The organism is Halomonas sp. V046 (genome assembly GCF_052645355.1).
In genome coordinates this window covers 155,943-171,364 of the sequence record NZ_JBQXYF010000007.1, presented here as the reverse complement: position 1 = coordinate 171,364, position 15,422 = coordinate 155,943, and the positions used below count along the sequence as shown (strand labels likewise).

General features: G+C 66.5%; 12 protein-coding genes. 7 read left to right on the top strand and 5 right to left on the bottom strand.

Annotated elements, in window-relative coordinates; all coding sequences use genetic code 11:
- Nucleotides 1-115 precede the first annotated feature (115 nt).
- Nucleotides 116-391, bottom strand: a complete 276-nt coding sequence (locus ACUN9Y_RS11295; protein WP_445460817.1) for a glutaredoxin family protein — start codon at nt 389-391, stop codon at nt 116-118.
- Nucleotides 392-765: 374 nt separating this feature from the next.
- Nucleotides 766-3,111: a mechanosensitive ion channel domain-containing protein gene (locus tag ACUN9Y_RS11290; protein ID WP_445460816.1), complete on the bottom strand. Its 2,346-nt coding sequence runs from the start codon at nt 3,109-3,111 to the stop codon at nt 766-768.
- Between the two features lie 93 nt (nt 3,112-3,204).
- Here ACUN9Y_RS11290 and ACUN9Y_RS11285 point away from each other — a divergent pair, with 93 nt between their 5' ends.
- On the top strand, nt 3,205-4,194 hold the full coding sequence (locus ACUN9Y_RS11285; protein WP_445460815.1) for an amidoligase family protein: 990 nt from the start codon (nt 3,205-3,207) through the stop codon (nt 4,192-4,194).
- On the top strand, nt 4,194-4,913 hold the full coding sequence (locus tag ACUN9Y_RS11280) for a gamma-glutamyl-gamma-aminobutyrate hydrolase family protein (RefSeq protein ID WP_445460814.1): 720 nt from the start codon (nt 4,194-4,196) through the stop codon (nt 4,911-4,913). The genes ACUN9Y_RS11285 and ACUN9Y_RS11280 overlap by 1 nt, the downstream gene beginning before the upstream one ends.
- A gap of 175 nt (nt 4,914-5,088) precedes the next feature.
- On the opposite strand, the gene ACUN9Y_RS11275 is transcribed toward ACUN9Y_RS11280, so the two are convergent.
- Nucleotides 5,089-5,517, bottom strand: a complete 429-nt coding sequence (locus ACUN9Y_RS11275) for an OsmC family protein (protein WP_445460813.1) — start codon at nt 5,515-5,517, stop codon at nt 5,089-5,091.
- 357 nt (nt 5,518-5,874) lie between these two features.
- Between ACUN9Y_RS11275 and ACUN9Y_RS11270 the strand changes: the two genes are divergently transcribed.
- Entirely contained in the window at nt 5,875-6,750 is an 876-nt protein-coding gene (locus ACUN9Y_RS11270; protein WP_445460812.1) for an aldo/keto reductase, read from the top strand.
- 46 nt (nt 6,751-6,796) lie between these two features.
- On the opposite strand, the gene ACUN9Y_RS11265 is transcribed toward ACUN9Y_RS11270, so the two are convergent.
- A complete protein-coding gene (locus ACUN9Y_RS11265; protein ID WP_445460811.1) occupies nt 6,797-7,357 on the bottom strand; it encodes a DUF1415 domain-containing protein in 561 nt (186 codons plus the stop codon).
- A 206-nt stretch (nt 7,358-7,563) separates the two neighbouring features.
- Complete coding sequence (nfi, locus tag ACUN9Y_RS11260) at nt 7,564-8,250, bottom strand: deoxyribonuclease V (protein WP_445460810.1); 687 nt, start codon at nt 8,248-8,250, stop codon at nt 7,564-7,566.
- Nucleotides 8,251-8,486: 236 nt separating this feature from the next.
- Here nfi and ACUN9Y_RS11255 point away from each other — a divergent pair, with 236 nt between their 5' ends.
- From ACUN9Y_RS11255 to ACUN9Y_RS11240, 4 genes are all read left to right on the top strand, one after another.
- Entirely contained in the window at nt 8,487-9,845 is a 1,359-nt protein-coding gene (locus ACUN9Y_RS11255; protein WP_445460809.1) for an exonuclease SbcCD subunit D, read from the top strand.
- Nucleotides 9,842-13,204, top strand: a complete 3,363-nt coding sequence (locus ACUN9Y_RS11250) for an AAA family ATPase (protein ID WP_445460808.1) — start codon at nt 9,842-9,844, stop codon at nt 13,202-13,204. Before ACUN9Y_RS11255 ends, ACUN9Y_RS11250 begins: the two co-directional genes overlap by 4 nt.
- A gap of 96 nt (nt 13,205-13,300) precedes the next feature.
- Nucleotides 13,301-14,464, top strand: a complete 1,164-nt coding sequence (gene argE, locus ACUN9Y_RS11245) for an acetylornithine deacetylase (RefSeq protein ID WP_445460807.1) — start codon at nt 13,301-13,303, stop codon at nt 14,462-14,464.
- Nucleotides 14,465-14,557: 93 nt separating this feature from the next.
- A complete protein-coding gene (locus ACUN9Y_RS11240) occupies nt 14,558-15,316 on the top strand; it encodes a glutamine amidotransferase (RefSeq protein WP_445460806.1) in 759 nt (252 codons plus the stop codon).
- Nucleotides 15,317-15,422: the final 106 nt, after the last annotated feature.

Here is a 15,422-nt window from a genome sequence, read left to right as displayed (position 1 = left end):
GGGCGGCTCCTTGGCATGGTGGCGCAGGGGGCGACGTCAAAAGCCCCGGTCTATGCCTACCGACGGATGCTGGGCTGTCAGCACGTGATGGCGCAGCGCTGCGCCATCACGACCTTCACGCCACCTGGTTCTTGGCGAAGCGTTTCTTGAGATAAGCGACGATATCCATGGATTCGTAGAGCCAGGTCTCACTACCGTCTTCTGCGGTGATCAGCAGGCACGGCACCTGTACCTTGCCGCCGCCTTCTTTCAGGGCCTTGCGATGCTCGGCATCGGCCCCGGCGTCACGAATCTCGAAGTCGACCCCGAGGTTGGCCATTTCCCGGCGCACGTAGGCGCAGAACGGACAATGGGAAAAATGATAGAGCGCAAGATCCTTCGCATGGGTCATGGTCGCAAACTCCTTTGGGCGCCACCGCTGGCGGCAGCGTCGGGCCATTGTATTCAGCCCCCTGGGGACGAGCGGAGCCCGTGACGTGACGCGCTGTCGGGGCTGCCGGTATTGGTGCGGACGATGACGGCCCACCAGGCTAGCGTGCGCCATTCACCGTCCGACTTGTTGCATTAGTGCCACAAGGAAGCATTTCCTGACAGCGCCAACCCGGTCTTTCCCGACCAACTCCCGATGCAGCACAACCTCAAGGAGGCCCGCGGCCATTCCGCTCGTTGCCCCATCGTCCGCGCCACGCTCTTCCCCGACATGCACGGCACCTGGAGCCTGCCCCGGCCGATGCCCTGCCCACACACCACTTACCCACACACCACCTAGCCCGGATCGGGAGAGGCCCCACGGGCGCTCGTGTCATGCCCAGGATCGGCGATCCCGGCCTGCCCAGGCGCCCTGCCGCTGGCATCTCGCCCCCGATGATCGGCTTCGCCGGGGCCGGTTGTGCCGTCGAGACGCCCGCCGCCGTGTCCCTCCATGCTGACGCTGAGACGCGGTACGCCAAGGCCGATATCGCGCTCCTCCATGCGCTGCTTGAGCAGCATGTTGAAAGCGCGCGCCACGTCCCACTGCATCTCCGGCGACGTCCTGAAGCGCATCCGCAAAATCGCACAGCCATCTTCGAAGCGATCGACGCCCTGCATCTCGAGTGGCGACCAGATGTGGTGGCGCATCATCGGGTCCTGGCGCAGCTCCCGGGCGGTCTCCTGCATCAGTGTCGTGGCGTCATCGATCTTCATGTCGTAGGGAATGCGGATCTTCATCAGCGCGATGCCAAACTGGCGAGACATGTTGTGGATCGAGTCGATGCGCGAGAACGTCAGGATATGCACGATGCCATCGAGATCACGCAGACGCACCGTGCGCAGCGTCAGGCCCTCGACCGTACCCATATGGCCATTGATCTGGACAAAATCATCCACCGCCAGGGAATCCTCGATCAGGATGAAGATGCCGGTGATCAGGTCCTGCACCAGGGTCTGGGCGCCGAAGCCAATGGCCAGACCCACCACACCGGCGCCGGCCAGCAGCGGCGTCACGTTGACCCCCAGGTTGGCCAGACCGACGATCGTGGCAATCACCACGATGGTGGCGAAGATGACGTTGCGAATCATCGGCGTGATGGTCTGGGCACGGGCCTGGTTGACCCGCCGTCCGCGCGAGCGCGCCGACGACGTCAGCGCCCGCTGAATGGCGGTATCGGCGAAGATCCACACCAGCCACGCCAGCAGCACCGTGAAGGCGATGGCCAGAATCGCCTGACCGATACGCACGCTGGCAACGCCCTCGCGTCCAATCCCGACCAGCGATCCGCCCCATACCTGCAGCGACAACTCGGCGAAGATCAACCAGGCCAGCACATGCCCCAGGGTATAGCCGAAGCGCTCGAGGCGACGACGATACTCACTATGCCCGCGATGGCGCCCTCGCGTGTGATCGTGACGCTCGTTCTGGCGCCGGAGTAGACCAGTGACCACGAGGGTCAGCACCAACAGCGAGGCGTTGATGATCGAGCGCGCCAGCGCCGTGCCGACGTCCCCACCGGTGATGAAGATGGCCACCAGCGACCCCACCACCATGATCAACGCCGGGATATGCCACAGACGCCCGATCACACGGGTGATCTCGGTCGGGCTCGAGCAATCGCTGCGAATCGAGTAGCTGCGATTACGGATAAGGTGCTTGATCGGACGCTGGAAGCGGAAGATGAACCGCAGGCTCAGCAAGGCGGCAAGAACATTGGCCAATACCGACACCAACGACGCCAGATCGAACCCGAGCAACTCCACCAGGCGCTCGGTCTTGGCGGCATCACCGAGCGCGATCAGTGCGCCGATCACGAACAGAGGCCGCAGTGCCTGTTGCTGAAGGATACGCACGGCAACGTAGCGGTGCCCGCGGGAAAAGACCGAAATGACCGTCTCGATGACCACCGACAGAGCGCGACCGCACAGCGCCACATAAGCAATGACCAGCGCGCCGACGCGTCCTGCGCTGCCCGGGATCAGTTGCGCCACTCCGAGTACCGCCACAAAGGACAACGCCCAGGGCAACATGCGCCGTAGAAAGTGTGCCGCCATCAGCCACGCCTTGGGGTCACGAGGCAAGTCCATGGGCCAGCCACGGCGATGGGCCACCAGGCGCCCCAGGGCCACCAGGATGATCACGAGCCCGCCCCAGATGGTCAGCAGTACGCCAAACTCGATGCCGAAACGCGCCAGCTCACCGTAACCGGTATCGACCACCAGGCCGCGCACATCGACCCAGCCATCGGCGAGCTTGGCACGCCACTGGGCAACCGGGGAGCTACTCGACTCAGCCTGCTCGCCCAACTCGCTGAAGGTATCGGCCAGCGCCCCCAACAGCCCCTGGGAATCGGTACCCTGCTCGGCGGCGACGTTGCCGGCGTCGCGTAGCGCCTCCAGGGTCTTGAGCAGCTCCTGGCGACTCTGCTCGTTCTCCAGGGTGCTGATCAGGGTATCCAACGATTGGCGCACTTCCTCGCTATCTGCCGCCGGAGCCTCGGCCTTGTCGGCAGATCCGTTCAGGGCCTGCAGCGCCAGGCCCTGAGCAGAAGCCTGAATAGGCACAGCGAAGAAGAGTACCAACAGCAGCCAGACAACCCTATGAATTGCTTGGCCTGATCGTTCCCGTAGCGGTGTCATCCCATCTCCCTGGCATTGTTACGGGCCGCCCCCGCCGATGAAGTCATGGTGCGTATGATAGGCTCATGAAAACACTCTGGACAGGATGCCGCCATGACGCCGCAATCGCCACCCGAGCCCAACACCGCAGAGGGAAACCGGCGCCGCGTGGGTGTCGAAATCGAATTCGCCGGCCTCCCCCCGCTCGACACGGCCCGTTTGGTACAGCGCCTCTTCGGCGGCAGCATCGATCCCCTCAGCGCCCATCGTCTCAAGGTGCGAGACACCCGCTGGGGTGATTTCGGCATAGAGCTCGACTCGCAGTACGTTCATCCCGAGGAGTCCGCCGAACAGCCGCCGCCGCGAGACAGCGAGTGGGCGCGCATGCGCCGAGACTTCCACCGCCGCTCCCGGGAACTGCTCGGCGATATGGTGACGGGCCTCGTCCCCACCGAGATCGTCTGTCCGCCGGTGCCCTGGAACGAACTCGGCGATCTCGACGAGCTGTTCGACGCCCTGCGCGAGCAGGGCGCCAAGGGCACCGATGCGAGCCTGCTTTACGGCTTCGGCCTGCACCTCAATCCGGAGCTGCCGAGCCTGGAGACTGCCGACGTCCTGCGCTACCTGCAAGCCTACCTGCTGTCCGCCGACTGGCTGCGCGAGCAGATTCGGGTGGATATCACCCGCGAAGTCCTGCCCCACGCCAACCCCTTCCATCAGCGCTATTGCCTCAAGCTGCTCGACGACGACTATCGACCAGACCTGAACGCGCTGATCGACGACTACCTGGCCGATAACGCCACGCGCAATCGCGACCTGGACATGCTGCCCTTGTTTGCCCATCTCTGCCCCGACCACCCCCATGAGCTGCTCAGGGACGATCTGGTTCAGGCGCGTCCCACCTTTCACTACCGCTTGCCCAATGCTCAACTGGCAGAACCCGGCTGGGGCGCCGTCACCGAGTGGAACCGCTGGCTCGAGGTAGAACGCCTGGCCTGCGCCCCGCAGACTCTCGCTGAGCGTATGGCAGAGTACCGGGCGCTTCACGCCGAAGGCTCGCTGTGGCAGAAAATCAAACAGAAGCTGACCAAGGATCAAGGTTGATGGCCGACGCCCGTCCTCTCATCGGCATCTCGACGTCTGACCACAAGAGCAAGATCGCCTGGTGGTTCGATTGGTTTGCCGTCTGGCGCCACGGTGGCCGCCCGATTCGACTGTCGCCATCGCGCCCCCGGCCCGAGCGCCTCGATGGCCTGATCGTCGGCGGTGGCGACGATATCCAGGCTTCACTTTACGGTGGCGAGATGCAGCTCGATGTCCGTGTCGACCCCGAACGCGACGCCATGGAACTCGACTTTCTCGACCGCGAGATACCGCGGAATACGCCAGTGCTCGGGATCTGTCGCGGCGCCCAGCTGATCAACGTACATCTTGGCGGCACCCTGGATGCCGATATCTACACCAGCAACGAAGGCCTCAAGCGGCGGCGCACGGTGCTGCCGCGCAAGACCGTCGATATCGTCGAGGGCAGCCGCCTGCACGATATCCTTCGCGTCAGCTGGTGTCGTATCAACAGCCTGCACCACCAAGCCGTGCTGGACGCCGGGCGCGGCATCGAGATCGTCGCCCGCGACCGCGACGGACTGGTCCAGGGCATCGAGTCCCGAGATCATGATTTCTTGTTCGGTGTCCAGTGGCACCCGGAGTTTCTGGTCTTTAACCGCCCTCAGCAGCGCCTCATACGGGCGCTGGTCGAGGCGGCTCGACAGGCCCGGTCAACTCCCGGCGCAAGCCAGGCCCAAGCCGACCGCCCCGCCTGTTAAGCCGACCGCCCTGCCTGACACCCCATCGCTCTTGCAGCAGAAGGCCCGCCGATTGGCGGGCCTTCTGCTGCTGTCTTGTGCCGCTTTTTGGCATCCTGACGTGGGCCAAGAAGGCACACCCCCGGACTCCACGGGGCTTTCGATCAGACCAGCTCGCGTTCAAACCAGCTTGCGATCAGACCAGCTTGGCGTCGAGGCTGATCTCGGCGTTCAGCAACTTCGAGATCGGGCAGCCGGCCTTGGCCTTCTCGGCGGCCTCGAGAAAGGCGCTTTCGTCAGCGCCGGGAATGCTGGCACGAGTGGTCAGGTGTACCTGGGTGACGGCGAAGCCACCATCGACCTCGTCCAGGGTGACCTTGGCCTCGGTATCGATGCTCTCTGGCTCCAGGTTGCTCTCGCCCAGAATCATCGACAGCGCCATGGAGTAGCAGCTGGCGTGCGCTGCGCCGATGAGCTCTTCAGGGTTGGTCCCGGCCTGACCTTCGAACCGTTGCTTGAAGTCATAGGGCACATCGCTGAGGGCATCGCTGGCGGTGGAGACGACGCCCTTGCCCTGCTTGAGGCTCCCTTTCCACTGCGCAGTTGCGGTGTTGGTAATGCTCATGACGACTCCTTATCTCGGTGGGCATTCGGCCCGATGGTCGACACAGCCCCGGCTATCGCCTAACACACGGCACGCAACCGTACCGCCTGTCGTCTCGACGACTTGGCCAGCCGAGGGTGCCAAGTAGCACAACGATGCACCCTTTACCGGGCCCGTGTCGAGCCCCTTCTTGCCACCCCGGAGCTGGCCTGCCACGCTTCCGAGTACTACATTGGAAATGTTTTCCGTTTTTTTACATCCGTATCTGATGCGGGTCTTGCCATCCACACTCGAACCCCGGTCTGCCAGAGTGCTCGCGGTGACGGCGGCCCTCGAGACCCGCCTGCCTCAGCTTGCAACGACACACAAGGAGCTTCCATGACAGCCAGCACGGTAACGATCGGCCATGGCGACAGCGCCGTGGAGGTACCCGCCATCGGCCAGGGCACCTGGTTCATGGGCGAGGGCCGCGCTCCTCGCCGACAAGAGATCGACGCCCTGAGCCGCGGCCTGGACAACGGCCTCAAGCTGATCGACTGCGCCGAGATGTATGGCGATGGTGGCGCCGAGGAGGTGGCCGGAGAAGCCATTCGCGGACGCCGCGACGAGGCGTTCCTGGTGTCCAAGGTCTACCCCTGGAACGCCGGACGCGATAGCGCCATCGACGCCTGCGAAGCTAGCCTCAAGCGGCTAGGAACCGACCACCTCGACCTGTACCTGCTGCACTGGCCGGGAACGGTTCCCCTAGAGGAAACCCTCGAGGCCTTCGAGCGCCTGATCGACGCCGGCAAGATTCGTCGCTTCGGGGTGTCTAACTTCGATGACGCCGACATGGCGACACTACACGCCCTGCCCGGCGGCGCTGGCTGTGCGCTCGACCAGGTGCTCTACCACCTGGCCTCCCGCGGCATCGAAACCGCACTGCGCCCGTGGCTGCGCCAGCACCGAATGCCCTTGATGGCCTACTGCCCCCTGGCCCAGGCCGGAAATCTTGGCACCGACCCCCTGGCAGACCCGGCGCTCATCGAACTGGCCACCGAGCTTGGCATCACCTCGGCCCAGCTACTGCTGGCCTGGGCCATCCGTCCCATCGCCGGACGGCGCGAGGTCATCGCCATTCCCAAGGCCGCGCACCCAGCCCATGTGGACGACAATGCGGCCGCCCTCGCGATCCACCTCGACGCCGACACCCTGGCTCGTCTCGATGCGCTCTATCCCGCTCCGAACGGCAAGGTGCCTCTCGACATCGTCTAGTCGGTAGCTCTTTCCCGCAGCGGCCCACCGTCGCTGGCCTCGAGTGTCAGCCGTGGCGAGCCTGGTCACGCAGTGCGGCCAGCCGCTCTGCCAGCGTCTCGCGGCTCAGTTCCCGCATCAGCTCGATATTGCGCTCGGGGATGCCCTCGGGATCGTCGTGATGCTCGAGGGCGCGTTCGACACTCGCTTCCCGAAGCAAGTGCCACATCGGCCAGGGTGAGCGATTGGTGAAATTGGCCGGATCGTCGTCGGCGGCGTCCTCGAAGACGTAGTCCGGATGAAAGCTCGCCAGTTGATAGACGCCTTCGTAGCCTTGGTCGGCCAACAGCGCCTCGGCCAGGGCAAGGCTGTCGAGGTAGTCATCGAAATCGGCGAGGCCGCGTTCGATGACCAGTAGCGTGGTCTCTACCTCGGGCGTCTCGTCCAGATGGCGACACTCCTCGATCAGGCGCAGTAGCGCATCCTCAAGACGCCGGGCGTCGATCGCGACGAAGCGGATGCTGTCTCGCGCAAGCTCTCGCCCGGCGAAGGGACAGACGTCCAGGGCCACGACGAAGGAGCCGACCCAGTCACGGGTAGCGTTCAGGCAGGCGGGGGTATCGGTCATGGCGGAATCTCGGTGGCGTGGCCGCGAAGCGGCCGCGGGAAGCAAGGGGCCCAGCACGAAGAGCACAGGACATCGGCGTTGGCAGATCGCCGGGGCGCGATCGGCGGCGATAAACGCCTAGCGAGGCAAACGGCGTGACGCGACGGTAGTGCAAAGGCCCTGGCGGCTCAAGCCCGGAAGTGACCTTGCCCGTCGGGCCCGGCGCATCATTTGACCGGCTTGTCGCGACGCGATGCCAGGCGATCGGCCAGGCGGGTCGGCTCGGGCAGTTTATAGCGCCCGAGGCAAGCGATCGCCCAGTCTCGCGCGCTTGCCACCGACAACCGATGGCCCGGGGATACGAAGACCGGCTTGACCCCTTGGCGCGAGCGCAGCACGACACCCAAGGGTTCGTCCTTGTCGCACAGCGGCGTGGTGCTGCCACGGGGCGCTGCTACCTCGCCGTGCTGTCCTGTCAGGCGTTTCTTGGCCACACCGAGAGTAGGCAGGTCCAGCCACAGGCCCAGGTGAGCGGCGACGCCGAGGCGACGAGGATGGGCGATGCCATGGCCATCGACCATGACCAGGTCGACCCGGGTCTTGAGACGGGCGAAGGCGGTCAAGGCCGCCGGCACCTCACGAAACGACAACAGCCCCGGGATATAAGGCATGCGGGTCGGCTCGCGAGCCAGCGCCTGCTCCACCGGATTAAGCCCCGGCCAGGTCAGTACCACCACCGCTGCACGGGTCACCTCACCGCCCTGCTCGAAGCCGATATCGACACCGGCGATATGCGATACCTCACCGATCCGGTCGTTGCGTTCGAGCCCCCGGGCCAGGCGTCGCTGCAGCGCAATGGCCTCTGCGGGCATCAGGTCCCAGGCGTGAAGCGGTTGGCGTTCGACGATCGGCATGGGAGGCGTCTCGGTAGTGAAAAGGGCGACTCCAGTGCCGTGTCTGCGACACCGCGACCACACAAAGAAGCGTCAATGGCACTGAAGGCTTAAGCGCATCGCGTTAGACTACGTCGCGACCGCAGTCAGGTAAAACGGCACCGGCCAGGCGTGCAGGATACGCCGAGCGAACAGGCCGCTTGGCTCAAGCGGCCCGACCACATCGCGGGCACGCAGCAACAACCAGGGAGGACCCCGTGAAGATCATCCACACCGCCGACTGGCACTTGGGCCAGAGCTTTCACGGCCAGGAGCGCCACGAGGAACATCGCGCCTTTCTCGACTGGCTGCTCGACACCCTGGTTCGCCGCGAGGCCGATGCCTTGCTGATCGCCGGCGACCTGTTCGACGTGGTCAACCCCTCCCTGCGCGCCCAGGAGCTGCTGTTTCATTTTATCGTCACGGCCCACGAGCGATTGCCCGACCTCGACACGGTGCTAATCGCCGGCAACCATGACAGCGGTGCGCGCATCGACCTGCCGTCCCCGTTGCTGAAAAGACTCAAGGCCCACGCCCTCGGCCGGGTGCACTTTCTCGCCGATGGTCACCTCGACGCCGAACGCTTGCTGGTGCCCCTGTCCGATGGCGGAGGCACCACTCGCGCCTGGTGCCTGGCACTGCCCTTCCTGCGCCCCGCGGAAGTCACCGGCCGCGGCTCGCTGCCGAGCGAGTCCGACGGCCAGCAGACGCCGAGTGACGGCGACGGGGATAGGCGCTATGTCCAGGGCATCGAACGAGTCCATCGCGAGCTGATCGAAGCCGCCCGAGCCCGACGCCGCCCAGACCAGGCGCTGGTCGCCATGAGCCACGCCCACTTGCACGGCGCGGCCGTGTCCGAGGCGAGCGAGCGTCCCATCGTCATCGGCGGCGAGGAATCCATACCCGCCTCGCTGTTCCCTGCCGATATCTGCTACGTGGCCCTTGGCCACCTGCACCGCGCCCAGCGCGTCGGCGAAGACCGTATTCGCTACAGTGGCAGCCCGCTGGCGCTGGATTTCAGCGAAGCGAACTACCCCCACCAGGTGCTCGAGGTAACCCTTGCCGGCGAGCATCTGGACGCGGTCGAGAGCATCCCCATCCCGCGTCCGGTCGCCATGCACCGCATTGGCCCCGACACCCTCGAGGCCGTGCTGACCGCCATCGATACCCTGCCCGAGCGCACGACCACCCAGCGCCTCGACACCGGCGAAGGCGACTCTGATGATCGTAATCGCTGGGGTTGGCTCGAGGTGGCGGTGCGGCTCGAGGCGCCGATGCCGGAGCTTCGCTCACGCATCGACGAAGCGCTGGCGACCAAGGCGGTTCGCCTGCTGCGCCTGCGTCGCGACCTGCCCCAACGCCCCGAGGATACAGCGCCCAGCGGCGAACGCCTCGAAGACATCGGCCCCCGCGCACTGTTCGAGCGCACCTGGCAGGAACGCTGGGGGGCAGCCGCACCGGAGGCGGTGCTGAGCGACTTCGATCGTCTGCGTCAGAGCGTTGTGGACAACGATGGGCTCGACCAAGCCACGGGCAACACCCATCACGACACCCGCCATCCGGAGAGCTCTCAGTGAAGATCCTCGCCCTGCGCCTGTCCCAGCTGGCATCCCTGCCAGGGCCTGTCACGCTGGACTTTAGCGCCGAGCCCCTGGTCGATGCCGGCCTCTTCGCCATCACCGGCCCGACCGGCGCCGGCAAGAGTACGCTGCTGGATGCGCTGTGCCTGGCCCTGTACGGCAATACCCCACGCCTTCGGCATGCGCCTAGTCGAGAATCACGCCTGATCGATGTCGATGGCTCGCCGTTGCAGACGTCCGACCCACGTACCCTGCTGCGCCGTGGCGCTGCCTCTGGCCACGCCGAGGTCGACTTCATCGGCCGTGACGGACGCCGCTACCGCGCACGCTGGGCAGTGCGTCGCGCCAGGGACAAGGCCGACGGCAAGCTGCAGGCGGTCGAGCAATCGCTCACCGACCTCGACGACGAGCGCCTGCTCACCGCCCAGAAGCGTGAATTCGCAGAGCTGCTGCCCGAGCGTCTAGGCCTCACCTTCGACCAGTTTACCCGGGCCGTGATGCTCGCCCAGAGCGAATTCGCCGCCTTCCTCAAGGCCGACGACAACGAGCGCGCCGATCTGCTGGAAAAGCTCACCGATACCTTCGAGTACTCGGCAATTTCTCGTGCCGCCTTCGAAAAGGACAAGATCGCCCGAGCCGACGTTGCCCGCCTCGAGGCACGCCTGGCCGATGATGCCCCGGCCGATGCCGAAGCCCGTGCCGGCCTCGACAGGGCCTACGCCGAGGCCGAGGCACGGCTTTCCCGCTGCCGCCAAGAAGGCGAAGCGCTGGCCGCCGAACGCCAGTGGCTGGAGCGCGACGCGCGCTTGGGCCAAGCCGCCCAGGCCGCCGCCGATCGCAACCGCAAGGCCCACCACCATTGGTCGATGCTCGCCGACGAACGCCGCGATCTCGAGTGGCTCGGGGTGCTTGCCCCCCAGATCGGCAACCTCAAGCGACACACAGAGCTTGGGCAACGCAAGCCCGAGCTCGAACAACGCCAGGCCAGCACGCGCCAGGCACTGGCCGACGCCAAGCAGCAGCTGGCGCTGCAGCAACAAGCCGAAGCCCTTGCCATCAGCGCGCTCGAGCAACACGCCCTCGCCATCGAACAGGCACGCCCGGCCCTACGAGACGCCCGGGACCTCGCCACCCAGCTCGCCACCCTCGACCATCAGCTCGAGCAACTCGCTCGCGATAGCGAGGAACGTGGCGCTCAGGCCGTTGCCCGCAAGAAGCAGCGCCAGGCAGCCGAGGCCCGTCAGCGCGACCACCAGCACCAGCGCGATGCCGCTCAGGCGGAACTGGCGCAGCAACTGGGCGAGCACAGCGATATCGAGGCCGCGCGCCGGTCTGCCCAGCAGCGCCACGATCAGGCCAGTCGACGAGTGCTGGCCCTGGCCGAACTCGACGGATACTGGCGTCGAGATGTCCAGGCTCGACGCCGTCTCACCGCCCTCGAGGCCGAGCAGCAACGCGACCGCAGCGAGCGCGACCGCCTGCTCGAGCAGGGCAAGACCGCGCGCCAGGAACTCGACCGCATCGACGCCCATCGTGTCAGCGTCACCGGCGTCATCGAGGCCCAGCGCGCCGCCCGCAGTGAAAGCGTACACCGACTGCGCGACGACTTGCGCCCCGATACCCCTTGCCCCGTCTGTGGCGGCGTCGATCACCCCTATCGCCATCGCCACCCCGCCACCCCCGAGGCAGCACAGCTCGCCGCCACCGAGGCCGCCGAGCAGCGCCAGTTGGACGAGGCCTCGGCGGCGGCCAACCAGGCACGGGAAACCCGCGATACCCTGCTGGGTAGTTACCGTGCCCTGGCCGCCACGGTTACGCAGCGAGACGCTCAACTGTCGGCCGCGCAGACCGAGCGCACCGAGTCAGGCTCGGCGCTGGCGGGGCACGCCCTCTACGCCGAACTGAACGCGGTGGGCGGCGGCGACGACGCCCGCCAGGACTGGCTCGACCAGCAACGGCATCAGGCCGAACAGCACCGCGACGCCAGCCAGCGTAGCCTGGCCGCCCTCGGCGATGCCGAACGACGCCTGGCGCCGCTGGCCGACGCCTTGGTCGAGGACGGCCGTATCCTGGAGCGCCTCGCCACCCAAGAACAGGCCAACGACGAGGAGCGCCAGCGCCTTGAGGCCGCTCGCTCGCCATTGTCGGCAAGGGTCGATGCGCTGCGTCAGGATCTCGCCCAACGACTCGGTCCATACGCCAGCGTCGATAGTTGGCAACACCAGCTGGAGACCCAGCGGGACGCCGCTCGCCTGACTCGGGACGAGGCCAGCGAAGCCCGCCAGCAGGCTCAACAACACGGCGACAGACTGGCTCAGCGTCTGGCCCACGACGACGATAGCCTCACGGCGCTCGACGGCGAGTTGGCGAACCTCACGGCGACGCTTGCGGCCTGGCGCAGCCGCCACCCATCGCTCGATGACAGCACCCTGACGCGACTCACCGCTCTGAGCGACGACCATCGCAGTGCCATGGTGCAACGCTGCACCCACGCCGAGCGCGAGCGCCATGCCGCCGATATCAGCCACGCAGAGCGCCTGGAACAATGGCGAGACGCGCGCCGAGAGCGCTTCCCCGATGAAGTCACAGGCACGACGCCGGAGGACCTGGCTCGCCTCGACGCCGCGGAGACGGGCGACAACCAACCCGCGTATAGCGAAGCATCGGGGTCAGTCGAGGCGGCGATAGAGACCATGCGCGAAGGCTTGCCCGAGCGCGAGGCGGCGCATCGACCGCGCTGGGACGACGCTCAGCGGCACCGTGATGGGGCACTCCACGCACTGCGTGACGACGACCGTCGCCTGGCGCGCCACGCCGAGGCCCGCGAAGCGCTGGAGCAGGCCCGTGGCGAGCTGCATCGCTGGGGGCGCATCAACGAACTGATCGGTGCCTCCGACGGCAAGCTGTTCCGGCGCATTGCCCAGGCCTGGAACCTGGAGCGCCTGCTGATCGAGGCCAACGCCCACCTCAAGGGGCTGAGTCGCCGCTATCGCCTGGCCCGGGGCGGCAGCCCCCTGGGGCTACTGGTGATCGATCGTGACCTCGCCGATGAGAAGCGCTCGGTGCATTCGCTGTCCGGTGGCGAGACCTTCCTCGTATCGCTGGCCATGGCACTGGGGCTGGCCTCATTGGCCTCCGGCGAGCTCGCCATCGAGTCGCTGTTCATCGATGAGGGCTTCGGCAGCCTCGATCCGCAATCGCTGGCACTGGCCATGGAGGCGCTGGATGGCTTGCAGGCACAGGGGCGACGCGTGGCGGTGATCTCTCACGTCCAGGAAATGCACGAACGCATCCCGGTTCAAGTCCAGGTGCGCCCGGCGGGCAACGGCGAGAGTCGAGTCGAGGTCCGTGGCTAAGCCATGCTAATCTGGCCGGCGTCGTCAACGCGCCGCGACGTCGGGTTGCGTGTGCCTGCTCAGCCCCCCTGCCGCACTGTCCTGCTGGAGCCTTCCATGACCGCCACTGAACTGCTCAAGACCCTGGTGGGATTCGCCACCGTGTCCCGGGAATCCAACCTCGCCCTGATCGCCTTCGTCGAGGACTGGCTCGACCGCCACGGGGTGGAGCACTGGCGGATCGAGAGCGACGATGGCGCCAGGGCCAACCTCCTGGCCCGCATTGGACCCAACGTCGAGGGCGGCGTGGTGCTCTCCGGCCATACCGACGTCGTGCCCGTGGTCGGCCAGCCGTGGTCGACCGACCCGTTCACACTGACGCCCGGTCAAGGCGACCAACAAGGCCGACTCTTTGGCCGAGGCACCTGCGACATGAAGGGCTTCATCGCCTGTGCCCTGGCCGAGGTGCCGCGTTGGGCCGAGCTCGAGCTCGAGGTGCCGATCTGGCTGGCGCTGTCCTACGACGAGGAGATCGGCTGTGTCGGTGCACCGCGCATGATCGAGCGCCTGATGGCCGACCATCCGCGCCCCTCGGCGGTGATCGTCGGCGAGCCGACCCTGATGCAGGCCGTGGTCGCCCACAAGGGAGCCTCCAACTTTCGCACCACCGTGACCGGCCGCGAGGCTCACTCGAGCCAGGTCTATCAGGGCGTCTCGGCGATCCACGTCGGCGCAAGACTGGTGACCCGCATCGAGGACGTAATGGCGGAGCTCAAGGAAGAGGGCCGAGTGGATGAAGCCTTCAGCGTCATCCATTCGAGCCTGCATGTGGGCAAGATCGAGGGCGGCACCGCCATCAATATCATGGCGCGGCGCTGCACCTTCGAGTGGGAAATCCGTCACCTGCCCACCGACGACGCCAAGGAACTGCTGGCCCGCGTCGACGCCACCGCCCGTGAGCTCGAAGCCCGCATGCAGGCCACGGCGCCGGAGGCTTCCATCGTCACCGAGGCGCTCAACACCACCGTGCCGGCCCTGGCCGACCGCGACAACAGCGAGGCGCTGAGCCTGTGCCGTGAGCTACTCGGCGACAGCCCCGACGGTGCCGCCGTGGCCTATGCCACCGAAGCCGGCCAGTTCCAGCTGGCTGGCCTGCCCACGGTGATCTGCGGCCCAGGCAGCATCTCCCAGGCCCACCAGCCCGATGAGTACATCGACACCGACCAGCTCGACGCCGGCAGCGCCTTCATGGCGGCTCTCGGCCAGCGGCTCGGCGCCTGATCCCGGATCTTGGCCGAACGCCTCCATGATCGCCTCGCCGGCCCTCCCGAGCTCCTCGACCGGCGAGGCACAGCCCCTGAAAGGACCCACACGATGCGCCGTCTGGCCATTTTCAAGACAGGCGACAGCTTCGCCGACGTCATCAGCCACCACGGCGACTTCGATGCCCTGTTTCTGGCGGCGCTGTCCTCCTCCGCCGGCACTCCGGGGACGACACCGCCGAGCACGCCATTGGACATCGATGTCTTCGATGTCCGCGATGATGCTTGCCCGTTGCCACCCTGGGACGCCATCGACGGCGTAATGATCACCGGCTCCCACGCCATGGTCTCCGACCGCGAGGTCTGGAGCGAGGCACTCAAGCCGTGGTTGTGCGAGGCCAAGGCCCGACAACTGCCGATGTTCGGTGTGTGCTACGGCCATCAACTGATGGCCGCGGCCTTCGGCGGCGACAGCGGCTACCACCCCGCCGGGCGCGAATGCGGCACCCACAACGTGCGACTCACCAAGGCCGCCCGGGACGATGAACTGTTCGGTGAGCTGCCGCCCCACTTCGGCGCCCACCTGACCCATTCCCAGAGCGTACTGGCCTTGCCTGCGGCCGCGACCGTGCTCGCCGCCAACGACCATGACCCCCATCAGGCTCTGCGCTATGGACCGCGTCAATGGAGCGTCCAGTTCCATCCCGAGTTCACCCCGGCGGTAATGCGCGCCTACCTCGAGCACCAGCGCGACGCGATCGACGCCCAGGGCGATGATGTCGCGAGCCTGCTGGCGGGGGTGAACGCGACGCCGGTAGCCACGTCGCTGCTCGCTCGCTTTGCCGAGCTGGTCGTCGCGGCCAAGCCCTAGCGAAACACCGAGAACGGCCATCGCCCGGGCCCGCGGACATCCATCTCCCGGCCCCTCCCGGCCCCTCAGGCATCCACCCGCCGCCACCGCGATGGCCGCTGTGCAA